The sequence below is a fragment of the Actinocrispum sp. NPDC049592 genome (genome assembly GCF_040675465.1).
Lineage (GTDB): Bacteria > Actinomycetota > Actinomycetes > Mycobacteriales > Pseudonocardiaceae > Kibdelosporangium.
In genome coordinates this window covers 1-18,170 of sequence record NZ_JBFAPA010000005.1, presented here as the reverse complement: position 1 = coordinate 18,170, position 18,170 = coordinate 1, and the positions used below count along the sequence as shown (strand labels likewise).

Below are 18,170 nucleotides of genomic sequence, written 5' to 3'. Positions count from 1 at the left end.
CCGGCCGGACCGGCTTGGCCAGGCTGGCCGCATGCGAGGATTTCGATACAGAGCGCTGGTCGTGGTGCTGGCCGTTGCCGAACTGGCGGCGGCCGGCACCGCGGACGCGGCGGGGGCGGGGCCCTGGTTCGAGGTGCAGAGCCTGGATGGCAGCGGGAACAACCGCGCGCATCCCGACTGGGGCAAGGCGGGCACCGGGTATTCGCGGGTCGCACCGGCCAGGTACGCCGACGGGCTGGGGGTTGCGGTGTCCGGGCCGAACCCGAGATACGTCAGCAACCGGGTCTTCAACGACACCGGGCAGCGGTTGTCGTCCGGGCGCGGGGTGACGCAGTGGGCGTGGACGTGGGGGCAGTTCCTGGACCACACGTTCGGCCTGCGCGCGGGCGGCCCGGAGGCGCGGAACATCCCGTTCGACAACGCCGATCCGTTGGAGCGGTTCCACAACGATGTTGGGTTCGTGCCGTTCGTGCGCAGCCTCCCGGTGGCGGGCACCGGGGTCACCGGTCCGCGCGAACAGGTGAACCAGCTGAACTCCTACCTCGACGCGTTCGCGGTGTACGGGTCGGCGGACCGCCTGGAGTGGATGCGCGAGGGCCCGGTCGACGGGGACATGACCAACAACGGCGCGCATCTGCTGCTGCCGAACGGGATGCTGCCCCGGCGCGACGAACGGGGGGACCCGCAGTCCTCGCCGGGGATGGACGACGCCACCGGGGCGATGAGGTTCGGCGCGCGGGTGGCCGGTGACATCCGGGCGAACGAGAACACCGGGCTGCTGGCCGTGCAGACCCTGTTCGCCCGGGAACACAACAGGATCGTCGACCAGCTGCCGAAGAACCTGCCGGAGGAGACCAAGTTCCAGATCGCGCGGCGGGTGGTGATCGCGACCCAGCAGTACATCACCTACGAGGAGTTCCTGCCCGCGCTGGGCGTGCGGCTCAAGCCGTACACGGGCTACAACCCGGCCGTGAACCCGGCCATCAGCAACGAGTTCGCGACAGTCGGGTACCGCGGGCACAGCATGCTGCACGGCGACATCCGGCTGAAAGGCGACGCGCGCCAGTACACCCCGGCGCAGCTCGACGCGATCCGGGCCAAGGGCGCGCAGGTCACCGTCGCCGGCAGCGACGTGGAGATCGTGATCCCGCCGGCGGCGTCGCTGTTCAACCCGGACCTGCTCGACGCCATCCAGCTCGGCACCACGTTGCGCGGGCTCGGGCAGTACGCCCAGGCCAGCAACGACGAGCAGATCGGTGACCTCGTCCGCAGCATCCCGCTGCAGGCGCCCGGTTGCGCGCCGAACTGCGTGACGGTCGTCTTCGACATCAGCGCGATCGACATCGAACGCGGCCGTGACCACGGTATCCCCGGCTACCAGCAACTCCGGCAGGCGTACGGGTTGCCCGCGAGACCCACGTTCCGCGCGGTCACCGGTGAGGCCGGCGAGGCGTTCCCGGCCGATCCGGAACTGACTCCGGGCAACGAGATCAACGACCCGGACGCGCTGGACTTCGTGCGGCTGCGGGACGAGCGCGGCCGGATCCTGCCGCCCGGCAGCGACGACGCGGTCACGGGGGAGCGGCGTACGCCGCTTGCCGCCCGGTTGAAGGCGATCTACGGCGATGTGTCCACAATGGACGCGTTCGTGGGCATGGTGTCCGAGCCGAAGGTGCCCGGCAGCGAGTTCGGTGAGCTGCAGCTGGCGATCTGGCGCAAGCAGTTCGAGGCGCTGCGGGACGGCAACCGGTTCTTCTACGGCAACGATCCCGTGCTGGCCCAGATCCGGCAGGCCTACGGCGTCGACTACCGGCAAAGCCTGGGTGACCTGATCGCGCACAACACCGGCATTCCCCGCCGGGAACTCGCGGACAACGTGTTCCTGCGTTGCCCGTAGTCTGGGTTTGTCGGCCTGAGAGAGGGGACCTGTGCGGGCTCGCTGGCTGGTTCTGTTGGGGTGCTTGGGGATCGTCGCGGTGCTGGGCCTGGTGTGGGCCATCGGGCACACCGCGCGGCCGAGCCTGCCGGTGGTGCTCGCGATCGTGACAGGTGTCGTGGGGCTGGCCGTGGTGCCGTGGACCCGGCTCGCGGTCAGCCGCCTCAAGGCCGAAGACGAGGCGTACCAGGTGCTTCGGCGGGTCGTGGAGATCACGATCCTGGCCGCGCTCGCGGGCGTCGGTCTCACGTTGGTGATCTTCGGGGACAGCCAGGCCACCGCGGGCGTGATGATCATCGCGATCTTCTCGGCCGGGGCGCTGGCGTTGCTGGGCGCGGTCGTGCTGCCGTGGATCTTCCTGCTGACCCGCACCGTCACCCGGGAACGGGCCGCCCGGGTGCGGGCCGAGGAACGCTCGGCGATGGCCGCGCACCTGCATGACTCGGTGCTGCAGTCGCTGACGTTGATCCACAAGCGAACCGACGACCCCGAGGTCCGCAGGCTCGCACGCACGACCGAACGCGACCTGCGGGCCTGGCTGTACGGCTCGGTCCAGGGCCAGGACGACCTCGTCTCGGCGGTGACCACGGTGGTCTCCGAGGTGGAGGACCTGTTCGCGATCACCGTGGAGCTGATCCTGGTCGGCACCTGTCCGATGGACCAGAAGTCCGAGGCGGTGGTGGGTGCGGTGCGTGAGGCGCTCACCAACGCCGCCAAGCATTCCGGGGTGCAGCGGGTGTCAGCGTTGGTGGAAGTGACCGGCGAGGAGGTCTTCGCGCTGGTGCGGGACCGCGGCCGCGGGTTCGACCTGTCCGCGCACGCGAGCGACCGGCGGGGTGTGGTCGACTCGATCGAAGGACGGGTCCGCCGCCAGGGCGGGACGGCGGTGATCCGGTCGGACGTCGGTGCGGGCACCGAGGTCGAGCTGCGGATGCCGACATGAGCGTCCGGGTCTTCGTGGTGGACGACCACAAGCTCGTGCGGTCCGGGGTCCGCGCGGAGATCGGCGATGTGGTCCGGATCGTGGGCGAGGCCGCCACCGTCACCGAGGCCATCGAACGGATCCCGGCGGTGGACCCGGATGTCGTGCTGCTCGACGTTCACCTGCCCGACGGCGGCGGTCTCGCGGTTCTCGACGCCGTTGTGCCGCTGTGCCCGGACATCCGGTTCCTCGCTCTGTCCGTTTCGGACACTGCTGAGGACGTCATCGCCATGATCCGCGCGGGTGCGCACGGCTACGTGACGAAGGCGATCTCCGGCGCGGACCTCGGCGAGGCGATCCGCCGCGTGCACGCCGGTGACGCCTACTTCTCGCCGATGTTGGCGGGTTTCGTGCTGTCGGCGTTCCGCGGCGCCGCCCCGGCCGGCCTCGAACCCGAGCTCGACCAGCTCACCCGCCGCGAACGGGACGTCATCCGCCTCGTCGCGGCGGGCTACACGTACAAGGAGGTCGGCGTGCGGCTGTCGATCTCGGCGCGCACGGTCGAGACGCACGCCGCCGCCGTGATGCGGAAACTGAAGCTCTCCAACCGCCGTGAACTCACCCGATGGGCCACCCACCGCCGGCTGATTTAGCAAGATGGGTCGCATGGACGTGATCGACTGGCTGCTGGACAGCGATCCGGCGATCCGCTGGCAGGTGCTGCGCGACCTCACCGACGCGCCCGCGCGGCAGGTCGCGGCCGAACGGGCCCGCGTGGCCAACGAAGGCTGGGGGAGCAGGCTGCTGGCCCTTCAACAGCCACATGGGCAGTGGGCGTCCGGCCTGCCCGCGTTCCGGTCCGAGGCCGAGGAGCGCTGGTGGCACTCACTCGCCCCGGACCAGCACGGCACGCTGTTCCCGATGTGGACCTCGACCGCGTGGAGCCTGGTGCTGCTGCGGATCTTCGGGGCCGAACCGGACCACCCGGCCGTGCGCAGGGCCGTCGGCCTCGTGCGCGAGAACGTCCGGTGGGAGCACGACGGCGAGCCGTTCTTCGCCGGTGAGGTCGAGCCGTGCATCAACGGCCGGACCGTGGCGCTCGGCGCCTACTTCGGCGTGGAGGTCACGCCGATCGTCGAACGGCTGCTCGGCGAGCAGATGGCCGACGGCGGCTGGAACTGCGAGCAGGAGAACGGGTCCACCCGCGCGTCCTTCCACACCACCATCGACGTGCTGGAAGGCCTGCTGGCCTACGAACAGGCGACCGGCCGCGACGTGCGCCAGGCGCGGCTGCGTGGCCAGGAATACCTGCTGGAACGCCGGATGGCCCGCCGGTTGTCGACCGGCGAACCCATCGAGCACGACCGCACCACCGGCGCCCCCGCTGCGTGGACACAGTTCTCATTCCCGGCCTACTGGCACTACGACGTCCTGCGCGGCCTCGACTACCTCCGCGCCGCCGGCAGCACGCCGGACGTCCGCGTGGCCGAGGCGATCGACCTGGTCCGGTCCAAACGGGACGCCGACGGCCGGTGGCCGGTGGAGAACCCGCACCCCGGCGAGCTGCACTTCGCGATCGACGACCACGAAGGACGACCGAGCCGCTGGAACACCCTGCGGGCCATGCGCGTGCTCACCTGGTTCGAGAACCGTCACGTCAACGATTGAGAACCACAATGTTTCGCAAATGTGTCGGCAATATGGATCAATGGCGAACAACCAGCGATTCGCCAGTTGACAACAATGTGACAAAACCCCATTGACGAGCCATGATTCGGGCCGGTCTCCGGATGTGCCGTGCCAAATCAACCAGCCAATGCGGTGATGATAGTGTCGGCGCCGCAACTGCGAAGGTGGAGCGCATCTCCGGGGGGAGTCCAATTGGCGCTGCCGGTTCACACCGCTGAACGAACAATCGAGTCCGGTTCACTTCGAAGATCGGCATTGCCGCCATGGCTCGCACCGTTGTCGGCGGTCGTCGGTGGCAGTGGTCTGATCGGTCTGCACGCATTGCGGTTCGGCAGCTGGATCGTCGACGACGCGGCGATCACGTTCGCCTATGTCCGAAGCATCGCCCAAGGTGACGGGCCGGTCCTGCAACCGGGAGCGGGTCCCACCGAGGGGTTCTCCAACCCGAGCTGGCTGGCGCTGCTGACAGTGGGCCGGCTGGTGGGTTTGTTCGATCACGGCACCATACTCGGCGTTCCCGACTATGTGTTCTTCCCCAAAGCATTGGCGCTGCTGTGCTGTGCGGGCATTCTCGTCGCGATCTATTGGGCGGCGCGCGACGTGGCCAAGCGGCCCGCATTGGTCACCTTTCTGGCCGGCGCGTTGCTGGCGGCCATCCCGTCATTCGTCGTCTGGTGTTTCTCCGGTCTGGAGAACCCGCTCTACGCATTGGTCGTGACGTGGCTGGGTGCGATCATGTTCAAAGCGACGGTCGAGGACCGGCTGCTGACCACAAGAATCGCATTGGTGGCCGGTGCGCTGGCCGCGGTAGCCGCACTGACCAGACCGGACGGGCTCATCTACGGCGGCGCCTACCCGCTGGTCGTCCTGATCCAGATCCGCCGGGCGACGCTGCGCCATGGCCTGCGATCGGTCCTCGTCGCCGTAGCGGCCTTCGCGGTGATCGTCGGCGCCTACATCACCTGGCGCTATCTCGAGTTCGGCCGGCTGACCTCCCTGCCCACGGTCGCGAAGGGACAGTCGCTCCCGCACCCGTCGAACCTGGCCCGGGCGGGTGAGCTGATCGGCTACGTCGGCGCACTCGGCGCGCTCATCCTGGCGATCCTGATCGGCATGGTCATGATGCGCCCCTCCGCGCTGCGCACCGCGATCGTCTCGTTCCTCGTGCCCCTCGCGCTGGCCGTCACCGCCTACTCGGTGCTGGCGCCGGACTGGATGGCCCAGCTCAGGTTCGCCACCCCGGTGTGGGTGCTGGTCGTCATCGCCAGTGTGCTGTGCGGCGAAGCGGTCTTCCGGCAGTTCACCCCGCGCGGCCGGACCGTGCTCGCGGCCGGCGTGGTCCTGGCCTTGGTCCCGGCGTGGAGCCTGTTCAAGGGCGCCTCCGACGGTTTCCGGGCCGCACCCACCGTGCCCATGTGCACCATCGCCGAGCGACCGTCCCGGGTGGACAACGTCTATGCCGACATCCTGGGCATCCAGCAGGGATCCCTGCTCACCGCGGACGTCGGCGCCACCGCGCTGACCAGCCGGCTGCGGATCATCGACCTCGCCGGCCTGTCGGACTCCGCCATGGCCGACTTCTGGGCCGACCACCGGTGGGACGACCTGACCGACTACGTGTTCGACACCGTGAAGCCCACCTTCATCGAGCAGCACTCCCCGTGGAGCGACGGGGTCAAGGTGAGCACCGACCCCCGGCTGATCCGGGACTACGTGATGATCCGGCGCGAAGCCGGGCCGCCGGAGACCGCCGACTGGGTGCGCAAGGACGCGGTCCCCACCCAGGCCAAACTGGAGCAACTGCGCGCCTACGGCATGGGCGACGGTTCCGCCGCGGTGGCGCGGGCCTTCGACGCCCCGCTGCGCGCCTGTGGTGACACACTGCGTCCCGGGCAGTGGCCGAGTTGATCAGCGGCCTCCCGAACAGAGGGTAGGCGCTCAGCGGTAGGAGGTGTCGGTGGCCTCGAACGCACGGATCGACGCCAGGGCGGCGTCGGGGTCGGCGCCGAGGCCGCTGAGCAGGTTCACGATCATCGGCACCAGGACCTTCTCGACGCCGCCCTTGCCGAAGTAGCGGCTGATGTCGACCATCACGTACCCGTGCATCGCCGTCCACAGCTGGCTGGCGATCGCCAGCGGGTCACCGGGCCGCAGCCGCCCCTGGTCGACCGCGCGAGCTGCGGCCTGAACGATCTCCTCGAACGTGTACCGCCCGCGTTCCCGCTGGTCGGCCGGGCGGTACTTGCCCAGTGACGCCGTGCCGAACATGACCGCGTACAGGTGGGGGTTCTGCCGCGCGTTGATCAGGTAGGCGCGGCCGAGGCCGGCCAGGTCGGTGATCGCGTCATCGGTGCGCGGCACCTCGGCCAGCTGCGCGCTCAGGCGGGCGAAACCTTCGGTGACCACCGCGTCGGCGAGGTCGCCCATCGACCCGAAGTGCGTGTAGACGCCCATCGTGGAGGTGTCGGCCTCGGTGGCGACCCGCCGCAGGGTGAGGGCCGCGGGGCCTTCCTCGGCGAGCAGGCGGGCGGCGCCTTCCAGCAGGCGCATGCGGACGGTGGGGTCGGATCGGCGTTCGGGCACGGCCGTGATCCTAGTGCTATATCAATCGCTATAGCAGATGCTATGGTCCCTGGCGGAGGTGTCGCCATGACTGACTGGGACGCGATCGTCATCGGCTCTGGCCTGGGCGGACTCACCTGCGCCGCCTACCTCACCGCGGCGGGCAAACGCACCCTGGTGCTGGAGCAGAACCAGGTGGCGGGCGGCTGCAGCCAGGTGTTCCGGCGCAAGGGCAACCGCTACGAGTTCGACGTGGGCATGCACTACATCGGCGAGTGCCACCCCGGCGGCCGGATGCGCACCGCCCTGCGCGGTCTCGGCCTGGACGAGCGGGTCGAGTTCCGGCAGCTCGACCCGGACGGGCACTCCACGCTGGTGTTCCCCGGCCTGACCTTCCGGGTGCCGAGCGACTGGGACACCTACCTGGCGCGGCTGATCGAGGCGTTCCCGGACCAGACGCGAGGCCTGCGGCGCTGTATCGGCATCCTGCGCCGGATCGGCGCCGAGCTGCGCGCCACCCCGATGCCCAAGCCGACCATCCGCGGTTCGCTGCGGTTCGTCCGCGGGGCACCGACCACCGCGATCCTCGGTCAGCTCCCGCTGCGGTGGTTGTTCGCCGCCTGCCGGCTCAGTCCACTGGCCCGGGCGGTGATCGTCGGCGAGTCAGGCGACTACGGGGTCCCGCCGTCCCGCACATCGATCGCCCTGCACGGCGGCTTCCTGGACCACTACCTCACCGGCGGCGCCTGGTATCCGCGCGGCGGCGGCCAAGTCGTCCCGGCGCACCTGATCGACGTGATCCAGACGCACGGCGGAAAGGTGCGCACCAAGGCGTGTGTCGAGCGGATCGTGGTCGAGAACGGCGCCGCGACGGGTGTGCAGCTGGAGGGCGGCGAGGTGATCCACGCGCCGATCGTGGTGTCCAACGCCGACCTCAAGCGCACCTACCTGGATCTGGTGGGCCGCGAGCACCTGGCCCCGGCGACCGTCGAACGGGTGGGCCGCTACCGGATGGCGCTGCCACTGTTCTCCGTCTACTTGGGACTGGACATCGACCTCACCGGCCAGATGGCCAACAGCACCTACTGGTGCTACCCGCACAGCGACGTGGAAGGCTTGTACCGCAACGCTTACGAAGGTCGTATCCCCGACGAGGTGCCCATCTTCCTTACGTCGGCCACCACCAAGGACCCCGGCAACCCGTATGCCGCCCCGCCCGGCCACTCCACGCTCGAGGTGATGTGCCTTGCGCCGCAAGGCGCGTTCTGGCCCAGCGGGGACGGCTACCGGCAGAACCCGGACTACGTCGCCATCAAGGAACGCCTGACCGAGCAGCTGATCGACCGCGCCACCGCCGTGATCCCCGACCTGCGCAAGCACATCGTGTGGCGCGAGGCGTCCAGCCCGGTCACCCACGAACGGTTCACCCTGTCCAGCCTGGGTTCCTGCTACGGCATCGAGATGGCCGCCGACCAGATCGGCCCCCGCCGGCCGGGGCCGCGGACCGAGATCCGCGGCCTGTGGCTCACCGGCGCGAGCACCATCTCGGGCAACGGCATCGTCGGCGCGGTCAGCAGTGGCCTCGCCGCGGCCGGTGCGATCCTGCGCCGCCCGCTCAGCACCGAGGTCAAGGCCGGTGCCGTGATCGCCGACCCGGCCAAGCTCAGCCCGATCGGGCCGGACTGGGACCCGCTGGCCGCGTCCAAGCCGAGTTCGCCGCTGCGCCGCCGGGCCCGCGCCACGGTCGAATAGTCAACCCAGCTGGGACGAACCGGCTGGCGGGGTGCCGGCGGCCAGGCCGCGGGTGAACCGGTCGAAGTCGACCACGGCCCGCTGGTGGTGGCCGCGGCAGATAACGGCGGCCTCGTCACGAGCGAGGACCTCGAACCCCAACCGGGCACCTGGTAGTCGAACGTCGCGTGCAGCCCAGGGGCGAGAGTGTCGAGCACGAAGAGATCCTCCCAGCACGGATCATGCCCGCGCCAAGATGAGGTGTACGCGACGAGGAGGCTGCGCACAGCGTTCCCGCACCGGCGCGGCGAGAAAGGACCCCATCGGCCGGTCGACACGGCCGCCGGCACCCGCGGCGACATCGCCGCTACCTCCGGCAGTGACCTGGCCGACCAGCTCGGCTGCTAGTGGCGGTGTCAGCAGGTTCGCCGCAACCTCCTGAGACGAGCTGCTCGGTCACCCCTCCTCGGCGACCTGAATGATCGTCTTGCCGGGTGTGCGGCGGTGGCGGGCGAACGCGGTGGCGGTGTCGGCCAGTGGCCGCACGTCGCCGACGATCGGCTTGAGCCGTCCGGTGCGGACGCGCTCCGCGAGGCCGGCCAGCCGGGCGCGGTCGGGCTCGACGACGAAGAACACGGCTCGCCCGTCCTTGGGCTGGACGGTCGGCGGCGCGGCGATGGTGACGACGGTGCCGCCCGGCCGGACCAGATCGGTCGACCGATCGAGGATGTCGCCGCCGATGACGTCGAGCACCACGTCCACGTCACCGGCCTGCTTGAGATCCTCGGCGTCCAGGTCGAGGAACCTGCGCGCGCCGAGCTCGAGCGCGATGTCACGGTCGGCGGCCCGGCCGGTGCCGATCACGTACGCGCCCGCCTCGTGCGCGAGCTGGACGGCGATCGAGCCGACGCCACCCGCGGCGCCGTGCACGAGAACGGTCTGGCCGGTGGTGAGGCGGGCGTGGTCGAACAGGCCCTGCCATGCGGTCAGCCCGGAGATCGGCAGCGCCGCGGCCACGGTGTGGTCGACGTCCGCCGCGAGCGGGGCGAGGTTACGCGCCTCAACCGCGGTGTACTCGGCCAGGGAACCGTTGCGGGCCCAGTCGGTCAGCCCGAACACCCGCTGGCCCACGGTCAGGCCGGTGGTGCCATAGCCCAGTTCGGCCACGACCCCGGACAGCTCGTGCCCCGGGATGCTGGGCGTCCGGTCACGCCCGGCCCGATCGGACCACGTGGCCGGCCAGTCGAGCTCACCAGGCGTGAAACCCGCGGCGTGCACACGCACGATGACGTCGTTCTCCGCGGCGTGCGGGTAAGGCATGTCGGTCAGGGTGAGGCCGCCGACACCCGCGTCGCGGTCTCGCACTGTGATCGCTCGCATGCTCGTATCCTTTCGGGTCAGCTCGGCCATGGCGAGCCGAGGACGCGGTCGACCATCGTCGTGCGCTGGAAGCCGGGGATGAAGTGGGCGAGCACGTCGGCGTTCACGGTGCCGTTCGTGGTGTCCGGGCGGTTCTTGAGCCCATCGACGAACGCTTGCAGGAACTCGCTCTTGAAGTCCCCGCGCGGGTGCACGGCGAGGATCTCGGCCAGCTGGTCGCGATCCAGCCCGTCCAGGCCGAAGCCGATCGCGTCGGTGAGCACGCCGAGGTGCATGGTCGCGATCTCCGGCGCCAGCCGGCCGGGGATGCCCGGCGTGGTGTGCAACGCGATGGCCAGCCACACGGTGTCCGCGGCGGCCGTCGAGAAACCGTGGCCCGCCAAGAACTTGCGGGCGTGGTCGGCGCCGTCGACCTCGAAGCGCTGCTCGGCATCGGAGAACGGCGTCAACAGGCCCAAGTCGTGGAACATCGCCGCCAGGTAAAGCAACTCCGGGTCCGGCCGCACGTCCAGGTTCTGGGCGTGGATCAGGCCGAAGAGGAAGACCCGCCGGGAGTGGTGGTAGATGAGCGGGCTGGTCGTCTGCTGGATGAGCGTGGTCGCCTCGGCGACCGCCGTCGTCTCCGGGATCGCCAGCCCCGCGATGACCTCTGACATGACCTCGGACTTCCACGAAGGTGTTCGGACGCCTCCATGCTGCCAACGCCCAGGTGCGCGGCGCCGCCTTCATCCGGCCAGGAACACCTCGTATCCGGACGGCCTGCTGCGCCGGTGACGGTGTGCTACCACTGAACGGTGTCCACACAGGCTGCACGTCATCGCGTCGTGTTCCTCGTCTACGACGGGGTGACGTTGCTGGACCTCGCCGGTCCCGCGGAGGTGTTCAAGACGGCGAACCAGTTCGGCGCCCGCTACCGGATCGAGCTGCTCTCACCGGCCGGCGCGGACGTCACGTCGAACCTCGGGGTCCGGATCGCGGTCGACGGCGCGGTGTCCGCGGGCCCTATTGACACGTTTCTGGTGCCTGGGGCCGACATCTACCCGCGCTCCCGTGTCCCTGGCGACTTGGCGGACGCCGCCCGGACCCCGGAGGCCCGACGGGTCGCGTCGATCTGCACGGGGGCGTTCATCCTCGCCGCGGCCGGCCTGCTCGACGGCAAACGGGCGACCACACACTGGAAGGTCACGCACAAGCTCGCCACTCAGTGTCCGACGTGCCGCGTCGACCCCGACGCGATCTAAGTTCGCGACGGCACTACCTACAGCTCGGCCGGAGTAACCGCAGGCATCGATCTGGCGTTGGCTCTCGTCGAGGAAGACCACGGGCCCGACGTGGCGCGTGACGTGGCCCGCGCCCTGGTGGTGTACATGCAACGCGCGGGCGGCCAGTCACAGTTCTCGGCGCCGCTGCAAGGACCGCCGCCCCGCTCACCCGCTCTGCGCACGATCACCGATCGGGTGACGGCGGACCCGAGCGGCGACCACTCGCTCGGTGCACTCGCCAAACACCTCAACGTCAGCACCCGCCACCTCACCCGGCTGTTCCACGACGAGCTGGCCACGACACCGGCCCGCTACGTGGAGAACATCCGGTTCGACATGGCCAGGGCCCTGCTCGACCAAGGACACACCGCGACCCAGGCGGCGACCCTCGCCGGGTTCCCCAGCTATGAAAGCATGCGCCGGGTCTTCGGCCGCAAGCTGTCCATCAGCCCCGCCGCCTACCAACGCCGGTTCCGCACGACCACAAGGTAGGACAAGGGTTCCCGGAGACACGCACGCTGTCTTGGGGAGGGATTGCGTGCGTCTCCCCGGATGCCGCTCGCCTCGGCCGGCAAGGGGGTATCGCCGCCCGAGGCGAGTGGCAGTCGGTCGCCGTCCTAGCTCGCGGCGAGGGTGTGTCCGGCCCAGCCGTTGCCGATTTGCTTGGCCTGGCCGAAGGTTCCGGTGCCCGTGCCGAGCCACTGCCACAAGGTGTTGTCAGACGAACGGATGGCGACGAGGTCGGCTTTGCCGTCACCGTTGATGTCCATGGCCACCAGCTGCCGGAACGCGTTCCAGCCGGTCCCGACCTGAACCGCCGTGCCGTAACCGCCGCTGCTGCGCTTCCAGAAGAACAGCTCACCGGCCCCGTTGGTGGCCCAGATGTCCGCGTCACCGTCGCCATCCGCGTCCGCAGCGGTGTGACGGGTCAGCGACGACCACCCGGCGCCGATCATGCTCCGGGCCGCGAACGACCCGTTGCCCTTGCCGACATAGAGGTACATGTTGCCGCCGTCGCGGGCCAGGATGTCGGCTTTCTTGTCCCCGTTGACATCCGCGAACGCGACCCACTCCATTCCCGACCAGCCGGGCCCGGCCTCGACGGCGGGGGAGTAGGTGGCGTTGCCGCGGTTGTTCCAGTAGTGGAGCGTGCCTGCCTTGATGGCGAACAGATCCGCCCAACCGTCCGCATTGGAATCACTCACACCCATTGCGGTGAAGCCGGTCCAGCCCGGCCCGAGCTTCACCGCGGTGGCGAACCCGCCACCGGTCTTGCCCGCGTATGTCCACGCCGTGCCGTCGCCGTCAACGGCCATCGCGTCGTCGAACCTGTCGCCGTTGATGCTCTTCGACGCGTGAGCCGGTGGGGGAGGAGCGCCGATCGCGGCCCGCGCCTCGTCCAGGAACTGTTTGTAGGTCTCGTTTTCGTAGGTGGACCACTGCGTCCAGTCGGTGCCGCGGTCGGAGATCCGATAGGCGGCGTTGGCGTTGCACTGCGCGTTGTAGGCACAGGCGTCGGATACCTCGGGGTGGTATTTGTCGTTGATCTGCCAGAGACCGCGGTCGACGGAGCCCGGGTTCGAACCGCGGGCCGCCGGATCGCAGCGGGACTCGGCCATCGCGACCGCGACCGCGGTGACGAAGTCCTCGCCGGTGAACCCGGCGTTGCGGCCGACAGTGACGCACAGGTCGATGTCACCGACAGCGTGTGCGGGAGCGGCGAACAGAACGCTGGTGGTCAGAACGACAACAGGCAGCAGCGCACGTAATCTCATTGGAGGAACTCCTTTTCAGCTGTCCGCGAGGGTGAAGCCGGTCCAGCCGTTGCCAATCTGCTTGGCCTGGCCGAAGGCTCCCGTGCCGCTGCCGAGCCACTGCCACAGCGTGTTGTCCGACGTGCGGATGCCGACGAGGTCGGCTTTGCTGTCGCCGTTGATGTCCATGGACACCAGCTGCCGGAACGCATTCCAGCCGCTGCCCACCTGCACCGCCGTGGCGTAGCCGCTGGGACCGCGTTCCCAGAAGAACAACTCGCCCGCGCCGTTGGTCGCCCAGATATCGCCGTCACCATCGCCGTCCGCGTCCGCGGCGGTGTGCCGCGCCAGCGAAGCCCAGCCCTCGCCGAGCTTGACCCGGGCGGCGAAGGCCCCGTTGCCCTTGCCGACGTAGAGGTACATGTTGCCGCCGTCACGCGCGAGGATGTCCGCGTAGTTGTCACCGTCGACATCCGCGAACGCGACCCACTCCATTCCCGACCAGCCGGGCCCCACCTCGACCGCCGAGGTGAACGTGCCGTTGCCACGGTTGTTCCAGTAGGACAGGGTTCCGGCCTTGATCGCGAACAGGTCCGCCCAGCCGTCACCGTTCGAGTCGGCGACGCCGATCCGCGTGTAACCGCCCCAGCCCGGCCCGAGCTTCACGCCGGTCGCGAACCCGCCACCGGCCTTGCCCGCGTACATCCACGCGACACCGTCACCGTCGACCCCGACCGCGTCGTCGTACTGGTCGCCGTTGATGCTGCGCGCCGCTTTCCGTGTGCCACCGCCACCGCAGTTGTGCGAGGTCACACTCCCGTCGGGGTAAGGGAAACGCACGCCGTTGAACACCGCGGGCTGCAGGTTCGACGGGTAGGAACTCCCGTGCCGCACCTCGTAGTGCAGGTGCGGCTGGATGTTGTTGCCCGGCTTGCTGGTGTTGCCGACGTGGCCGATCAGCTGGCCCTGTGCGACCGTGTCGCCTTTCTGCACCGTCATGTCGTGCAGGTGCGCGTAGTAGGAGAAGTAGCCGCTGCTGCCGTGGCTGATCTTCACCAGGTTGCCGTATCCGTTGGCATCGCCCTGGTTCGCCGCGGTCTCGACCGTTCCGGCAGCGGACGCGACCACCGGGTCACCGAGATCGTCGGCCCGGTTGAAGTCGATCTCCCACGGCGTCACGTGCGCGCTGCTGTCCGGGTTGTTGCCGTGCCAGGTCTGGCCGCACGGGAACGGCAGCTGGAAGTTCGGTTCGGCGGCCTGCGCGGGCACGGCGAGCCCGAGCGTCGCGGCGGCGGCCGCGACCCCGGTCACCGCACCCTTCACCCATGACTTCATCAGGATTCGCCCTCCTTGGATGTCAGCCCAGAGCACGGAGACTGTCCTGACGCGCTAACCGTTTGCTAACCGTGGCGGCGTTAATCCTTTGCGGGGGTGCGGGACATCGCCGAAGATGACGGTCATGGTCATGACCCGCCGAGCCGACATGTTCACCACGGACGCCCTTGAGCCGTCGGACATGTCACTGCTGGGCCTGGTACGACGCCTCGCCGACACCGAACGCGCCGACATCGCCACCCGGTTCGCGGACTCGCTGCGCGCCCGGTCGCGGCACCTGCGCCGCCGCCCCGCCGAACCGGACTGGCCGTTGGGGCGCAGCGACTTCCCGGTGCGAGGCCGGCGCGATCGAACGGCGCGCCCGCCCCGGCGGATCGACGCGCGAGCCGACCGGCGCAACCGCAGGCCGATCAGCCGTGGACGTTGACCATCGCCGTGAGCTGGCCCGCAAGGCCCTCGACGGCTATGTGAGCGGTGTCGAGGCCCCGGCCGCGGCGACCGCCCAGGCCCTGGCGAAGGTCGGCAACGCCGCGACCGTGGTCCTGGTCGAGGGTCTCAGCGACCAGATCGCCCTGGAGACCGCCGCACTGGCCCACGACCGCGATCTGGACGCGGAGCGGATCGTGGTCCTGCCGATGGGTGGCGCGCACGCCATCGGCCGTTTCCTGACGAGGTTCCGCACGGGCCCGCGACTCGCGGGCCTGTGCGACCTCGGCGAAGAGGAGATCTTCCGGCGCGCGATCGTCGCGGCCGGGCTTGGTTCACCGTGGACGCGTGCCGACCTGGAACGGCTCGGGTTTCACGTCTGTGTCAACGACTTGGAGGACGAGCTGATCCGCGCCCTGGGCACCGCCGAGGTCGAGGCGGTCTTCGGCACCCAGGGCGATCTCGGGTCGTTCCGTTCCCTGCAGAGCCAACCCGCCTGGCGCGGCCGCGACCTCGATGCGCAGCTGCACCGGTTCCTGGCCAGCGGTTCCCGCCGCAAACTCCGCTACGCGCGGCTGCTCGTCGAGGCGGCGGTCACCCGCAATGCCTTGCCCCGGCCGTTGAACGCGTTGCTCGCGGCCCTCTGACTCACGAAGCGGTCGGCTCGTCGTCCGCCGGTTCGGAGCTGGGGATGTAGGCGAACTGGTGCGCCACTAACTCCCGCTCCGCGCGGACCGGATCGCCGGACAACACCGCCTCCAGCACCGGCCGGTGGCTGTGCGCGGCGGTGTGGGTGTCGATGGTGCTGTGGGCGAGGGCCATCACGGTCATCACCTCGATGCCGAGTGACTCCCACGCGCGGCGCAGCGAGTCGTTCCCGGCCATCGTGACGATCCGGCGGTGGAAGGCCGTGCTGGCGCCGGCCAGCGCAAGGCGGTCGCCGGAGTCCGCGACCGACTCCATGTGCTCCAACGCCGCCAGAAGTTCGTCGTCCTGCCGGATGCCGAGCCCGGCGACGGTGCGGCCGGCGATGCCTTCGAGGGCGGCCCGGACGGGCACCGCGTCGGACAGGTCCTTGGCGGTGAAGTCGCGCACGCGGGTGCCGACGTGGATGCGCGTCTCCAGCAGCCCGACCGCCGCGAGCTTGCGAAACGCCTCCCGGACCGGGGTCTGGCTGGTGCCCAGCCGCTGGGCGATCTCCAGCTCACGCACGGGCGTGCCGGGCGGCAACGCACCCCGGGCGATCTCCATGACGATGTGGTCGCGGATCTGATCGGCCAGCGTCGTGCGGGGTAAGGGGCTGGTCATAGTGCCCCCATCGTAAGCCCCTTGGGCATTATCGATAATGCTTGACGCCGTGGCGTGCGGCCATCTAGCGTCATCGGGCACAGCACGAAACCGGTAGCCACGATGCGCGGCAACGCGGGGGTGGTCAGTGGACGAGCAGCTTCTCGAGATACGTGGGGTCGGGAAGACCTTCCACGACATCCCCGCGCTCGCGCACGTGGACGCTCGCGGCCTGCCCGCCTGCCTTGCCTGTCAGCCCAGGGAGGTGCTGGCGGCGCGCAGTTCGTCGAGGGCCTTGAGGAGGTAGGCGGCGAACTCGTCGTCGCGGTCGCCGTCGGACCATTCGATAAAGCCACGCTTGAAGGCCAGCACGCCGAGTTCGCTGGCGAGGGCGGCGGTCGGGTCCGGCACACCGCGGGCGATCAGGGCGGCGGTCATGGCGGCCGCGAGGCTGACGCTCTTGAGTGCGTCGCGTTCCTGGAGTTCGGTGCTGGCGGCGACGGCGGCCTTCAGGCGCGGGGCGATCTCGCGGCTCATCGGGCCCATCGCGGTCGAGGCGCGCTGCAGACCGGCGGCGACCGCCTCGAGCGGGCTCGCGCCGGCGGGCGCCTCGGCGATGCCTTCGGTCAGCAGCCGGCACAGCGTCTCCTGCCCGGCGACCAGCAGCTCGCGTTTGTCGGGGAAGTGCCGGAAGAAGGTGCTCTTGGTGACCCCGGCGCGTTCGGCGATCTGCGTGACCGTCGTGGCGTCGTAGCCCTGCTCGGTGAACAGGTCGACGGCCGCCATGACGAGGCGTTCGCGCGCTCCTGGTTCCCACCGGCCCATGGACCTATCATAGGTGATGGGACTCTTGTCCCATCACGCTGCTAGGGTGATGGGACAAGAGTCCCATCACTCGCTGGAGAGTTCCATGCGCGTCTTCATCACCGGCGGCACCGGTCTGATCGGATCGGCTGTCGTCGCCGAGCTGCTCGGCAACGGCCACACCGTCCTGGCGCTCGCCCGTTCCGACGCCTCCGCGCAGGCCGCGTCGGAGGCCGGTGCCGAGCCGATCCGGGGAGGCCTGGCCGATCTGGACGTCCTGCGCGCCGGCGCCGCTCAGGCCGACGGCGTGATCCACCTGGCCTTCGCCAACGACTTCAGCAGCCCCGAAGCCCTGGCCGCCGCGGTCGCCGAGGAGGGCGCCGCGCTTGCCACGCTCGGCGAGGCCCTCGTCGGCAGCGACCGTCCCTTCGTCGTCTGCTCGGGCACGCCCGCGGTGCCCGGCCGCGCCTCCACCGAGGCTGACCCCATCCCGGCCGACGGGCCGGTCGGCGGCCGCGGCCGCTCGGTCATGGGCATCCTGGATCTCGCCTCGCGCGGGGTCCGCAGCTCCGCCGTCCGCCTGCCCCGGACCGTCCACAACGAAGGCGCCGGCGGGTTCGCCGGTGTGCTGACCGGGATCGCGCGGCGCAGCGGAGTGTCCGGCTACCCCGGCGACGGCACACAGCGCTGGCCGGCCGTGCACGCCCTCGACGCCGCCGTCCTGTTCCGGCTCGCCCTGGAGCACGCGGAACCCGGCACGGCCTGGCACGCCGTGGACGACGAGGGTGACCAGGTGCGGGACATCGCGGCCGTCATCGGCCGGCGCCTCGGCGTGCCCGTCCAGTCCGTGCCCACCGAGACCTACGGCCCCCTCGCCGTGATCTTCTCTGCCGACCAACCCTCGTCCAGCACTCACACGCGCCAGGCACTCGGCTGGGAACCCAAGCACCCGCGCCTGCTGGACGACCTGGAGAACATCCAGCCCTGACCGGTGGCGCGGCCGGGCACGTCCTTGTCGCCCACGACCCCGCCGGCCTCGTCGCGGACCGCGTCGGCGACCGTGGCGAACGTGATGTTCGGCC

The 18,170-nt window shown here is 70.0% G+C and carries 20 protein-coding genes; 12 read left to right on the top strand and 8 right to left on the bottom strand.

Annotated features, from left to right (window positions below; all coding sequences use genetic code 11):
* Window positions 1–31: 31 nt before the first annotated feature.
* The 5 genes from AB0J95_RS14760 to AB0J95_RS14740 all read left to right on the top strand — a co-directional run bounded on the left by AB0J95_RS14760 (window position 32) and on the right by AB0J95_RS14740 (window position 6,455).
* The gene (locus tag AB0J95_RS14760) at window positions 32–1,897 is read left to right on the top strand and encodes a peroxidase family protein (RefSeq protein WP_364757243.1); all 1,866 of its coding nucleotides are present in this window, start codon (window positions 32–34) and stop codon (window positions 1,895–1,897) included.
* Between the two features lie 31 nt (window positions 1,898–1,928).
* Entirely contained in the window at window positions 1,929–2,879 is a 951-nt protein-coding gene (locus AB0J95_RS14755; RefSeq protein ID WP_364757241.1) for a hypothetical protein, read from the top strand.
* Window positions 2,876–3,511 carry a response regulator transcription factor gene (locus tag AB0J95_RS14750; RefSeq protein WP_364757239.1) on the top strand — a complete coding sequence of 212 codons (636 nt, stop codon included), beginning with the start codon at window positions 2,876–2,878 and terminating at the stop codon, window positions 3,509–3,511. Before AB0J95_RS14755 ends, AB0J95_RS14750 begins: the two co-directional genes overlap by 4 nt.
* A 13-nt stretch (window positions 3,512–3,524) precedes the next feature.
* Entirely contained in the window at window positions 3,525–4,526 is a 1,002-nt protein-coding gene (locus AB0J95_RS14745; RefSeq protein ID WP_364757237.1) for a squalene cyclase, read from the top strand.
* Between the two features lie 276 nt (window positions 4,527–4,802).
* Window positions 4,803–6,455, top strand: coding sequence for a hypothetical protein (locus tag AB0J95_RS14740; RefSeq protein ID WP_364757235.1), 1,653 nt, complete (start codon window positions 4,803–4,805; stop codon window positions 6,453–6,455).
* A gap of 30 nt (window positions 6,456–6,485) precedes the next feature.
* On the opposite strand, the gene AB0J95_RS14735 is transcribed toward AB0J95_RS14740, so the two are convergent.
* A complete protein-coding gene (locus AB0J95_RS14735) occupies window positions 6,486–7,130 on the bottom strand; it encodes a TetR/AcrR family transcriptional regulator (protein WP_364757233.1) in 645 nt (214 codons plus the stop codon).
* Between the two features lie 66 nt (window positions 7,131–7,196).
* Between AB0J95_RS14735 and AB0J95_RS14730 the strand changes: the two genes are divergently transcribed.
* Complete coding sequence (locus AB0J95_RS14730; protein WP_364757231.1) at window positions 7,197–8,861, top strand: NAD(P)/FAD-dependent oxidoreductase; 1,665 nt, start codon at window positions 7,197–7,199, stop codon at window positions 8,859–8,861.
* Here AB0J95_RS14730 and AB0J95_RS14725 read toward each other — a convergent pair whose 3' ends face one another.
* Window positions 8,862–9,002: a hypothetical protein gene (locus AB0J95_RS14725; protein WP_364757230.1), complete on the bottom strand. Its 141-nt coding sequence runs from the start codon at window positions 9,000–9,002 to the stop codon at window positions 8,862–8,864.
* A 99-nt stretch (window positions 9,003–9,101) separates the two neighbouring features.
* On the opposite strand from AB0J95_RS14725, the gene AB0J95_RS14720 reads away from it, so the two are divergent.
* A complete protein-coding gene (locus tag AB0J95_RS14720; RefSeq protein ID WP_364757229.1) occupies window positions 9,102–9,248 on the top strand; it encodes a hypothetical protein in 147 nt (48 codons plus the stop codon).
* Window positions 9,249–9,296: 48 nt separating this feature from the next.
* On the opposite strand, the gene AB0J95_RS14715 is transcribed toward AB0J95_RS14720, so the two are convergent.
* On the bottom strand, window positions 9,297–10,220 hold the full coding sequence (locus AB0J95_RS14715; RefSeq protein WP_364757227.1) for an NADP-dependent oxidoreductase: 924 nt from the start codon (window positions 10,218–10,220) through the stop codon (window positions 9,297–9,299).
* Between the two features lie 17 nt (window positions 10,221–10,237).
* Complete coding sequence (locus AB0J95_RS14710; RefSeq protein WP_364757225.1) at window positions 10,238–10,876, bottom strand: HD domain-containing protein; 639 nt, start codon at window positions 10,874–10,876, stop codon at window positions 10,238–10,240.
* Window positions 10,877–11,014: 138 nt separating this feature from the next.
* Between AB0J95_RS14710 and AB0J95_RS14705 the strand changes: the two genes are divergently transcribed.
* Both AB0J95_RS14705 and AB0J95_RS14700 read left to right on the top strand, forming a co-directional pair.
* A complete protein-coding gene (locus tag AB0J95_RS14705) occupies window positions 11,015–11,461 on the top strand; it encodes a DJ-1/PfpI family protein (RefSeq protein ID WP_364757223.1) in 447 nt (148 codons plus the stop codon).
* Between the two features lie 57 nt (window positions 11,462–11,518).
* Window positions 11,519–11,974 (top strand): helix-turn-helix domain-containing protein, encoded by a 456-nt coding sequence (locus AB0J95_RS14700; protein WP_364757221.1) that lies wholly within the window; start codon window positions 11,519–11,521, stop codon window positions 11,972–11,974.
* 125 nt (window positions 11,975–12,099) lie between these two features.
* Here AB0J95_RS14700 and AB0J95_RS14695 read toward each other — a convergent pair whose 3' ends face one another.
* On the bottom strand, window positions 12,100–13,257 hold the full coding sequence (locus tag AB0J95_RS14695; RefSeq protein WP_364757219.1) for an FG-GAP-like repeat-containing protein: 1,158 nt from the start codon (window positions 13,255–13,257) through the stop codon (window positions 12,100–12,102).
* A 15-nt stretch (window positions 13,258–13,272) separates the two neighbouring features.
* The gene (locus tag AB0J95_RS14690; RefSeq protein ID WP_364757217.1) at window positions 13,273–14,571 is read right to left on the bottom strand and encodes a VCBS repeat domain-containing M23 family metallopeptidase; all 1,299 of its coding nucleotides are present in this window, start codon (window positions 14,569–14,571) and stop codon (window positions 13,273–13,275) included.
* 130 nt (window positions 14,572–14,701) lie between these two features.
* On the opposite strand from AB0J95_RS14690, the gene AB0J95_RS14685 reads away from it, so the two are divergent.
* Both AB0J95_RS14685 and AB0J95_RS14680 read left to right on the top strand, forming a co-directional pair.
* Window positions 14,702–14,998 carry a hypothetical protein gene (locus tag AB0J95_RS14685; protein ID WP_364757215.1) on the top strand — a complete coding sequence of 99 codons (297 nt, stop codon included), beginning with the start codon at window positions 14,702–14,704 and terminating at the stop codon, window positions 14,996–14,998.
* Complete coding sequence (locus tag AB0J95_RS14680) at window positions 14,988–15,644, top strand: TOPRIM nucleotidyl transferase/hydrolase domain-containing protein (protein WP_364757213.1); 657 nt, start codon at window positions 14,988–14,990, stop codon at window positions 15,642–15,644. Before AB0J95_RS14685 ends, AB0J95_RS14680 begins: the two co-directional genes overlap by 11 nt.
* Before the next feature lies 1 nt (window position 15,645).
* Here the strand turns inward: AB0J95_RS14680 and AB0J95_RS14675 are convergent, their stop codons facing one another.
* Window positions 15,646–16,305, bottom strand: a complete 660-nt coding sequence (locus tag AB0J95_RS14675; RefSeq protein ID WP_364757212.1) for a GntR family transcriptional regulator — start codon at window positions 16,303–16,305, stop codon at window positions 15,646–15,648.
* A 231-nt stretch (window positions 16,306–16,536) separates the two neighbouring features.
* Window positions 16,537–17,109, bottom strand: a complete 573-nt coding sequence (locus tag AB0J95_RS14670; protein WP_364757210.1) for a TetR/AcrR family transcriptional regulator — start codon at window positions 17,107–17,109, stop codon at window positions 16,537–16,539.
* Window positions 17,110–17,194: 85 nt separating this feature from the next.
* Between AB0J95_RS14670 and AB0J95_RS14665 the strand changes: the two genes are divergently transcribed.
* Window positions 17,195–18,076: an SDR family oxidoreductase gene (locus AB0J95_RS14665; protein ID WP_364757208.1), complete on the top strand. Its 882-nt coding sequence runs from the start codon at window positions 17,195–17,197 to the stop codon at window positions 18,074–18,076.
* The last annotated feature ends 94 nt before the right edge of the window (window positions 18,077–18,170 follow it).

Coding starts and splice junctions, on each gene's coding strand:
- AB0J95_RS14695 (WP_364757219.1), bottom strand. CDS start 13,257: ATGAGATTACGTGCGCTGCTGCCTGTTGTCGTTCTGACCACCAGCGTT.
- AB0J95_RS14715 (WP_364757227.1), bottom strand. CDS start 10,220: ATGCGAGCGATCACAGTGCGAGACCGCGACGCGGGTGTCGGCGGCCTC.
- AB0J95_RS14670 (WP_364757210.1), bottom strand. CDS start 17,109: ATGGGCCGGTGGGAACCAGGAGCGCGCGAACGCCTCGTCATGGCGGCC.
- AB0J95_RS14665 (WP_364757208.1), top strand. CDS start 17,195: ATGCGCGTCTTCATCACCGGCGGCACCGGTCTGATCGGATCGGCTGTC.
- AB0J95_RS14750 (WP_364757239.1), top strand. CDS start 2,876: ATGAGCGTCCGGGTCTTCGTGGTGGACGACCACAAGCTCGTGCGGTCC.
- AB0J95_RS14675 (WP_364757212.1), bottom strand. CDS start 16,305: ATGACCAGCCCCTTACCCCGCACGACGCTGGCCGATCAGATCCGCGAC.
- AB0J95_RS14745 (WP_364757237.1), top strand. CDS start 3,525: ATGGACGTGATCGACTGGCTGCTGGACAGCGATCCGGCGATCCGCTGG.
- AB0J95_RS14685 (WP_364757215.1), top strand. CDS start 14,702: ATGACCCGCCGAGCCGACATGTTCACCACGGACGCCCTTGAGCCGTCG.
- AB0J95_RS14730 (WP_364757231.1), top strand. CDS start 7,197: ATGACTGACTGGGACGCGATCGTCATCGGCTCTGGCCTGGGCGGACTC.
- AB0J95_RS14760 (WP_364757243.1), top strand. CDS start 32: ATGCGAGGATTTCGATACAGAGCGCTGGTCGTGGTGCTGGCCGTTGCC.
- AB0J95_RS14690 (WP_364757217.1), bottom strand. CDS start 14,571: ATGAAGTCATGGGTGAAGGGTGCGGTGACCGGGGTCGCGGCCGCCGCC.
- AB0J95_RS14710 (WP_364757225.1), bottom strand. CDS start 10,876: ATGTCAGAGGTCATCGCGGGGCTGGCGATCCCGGAGACGACGGCGGTC.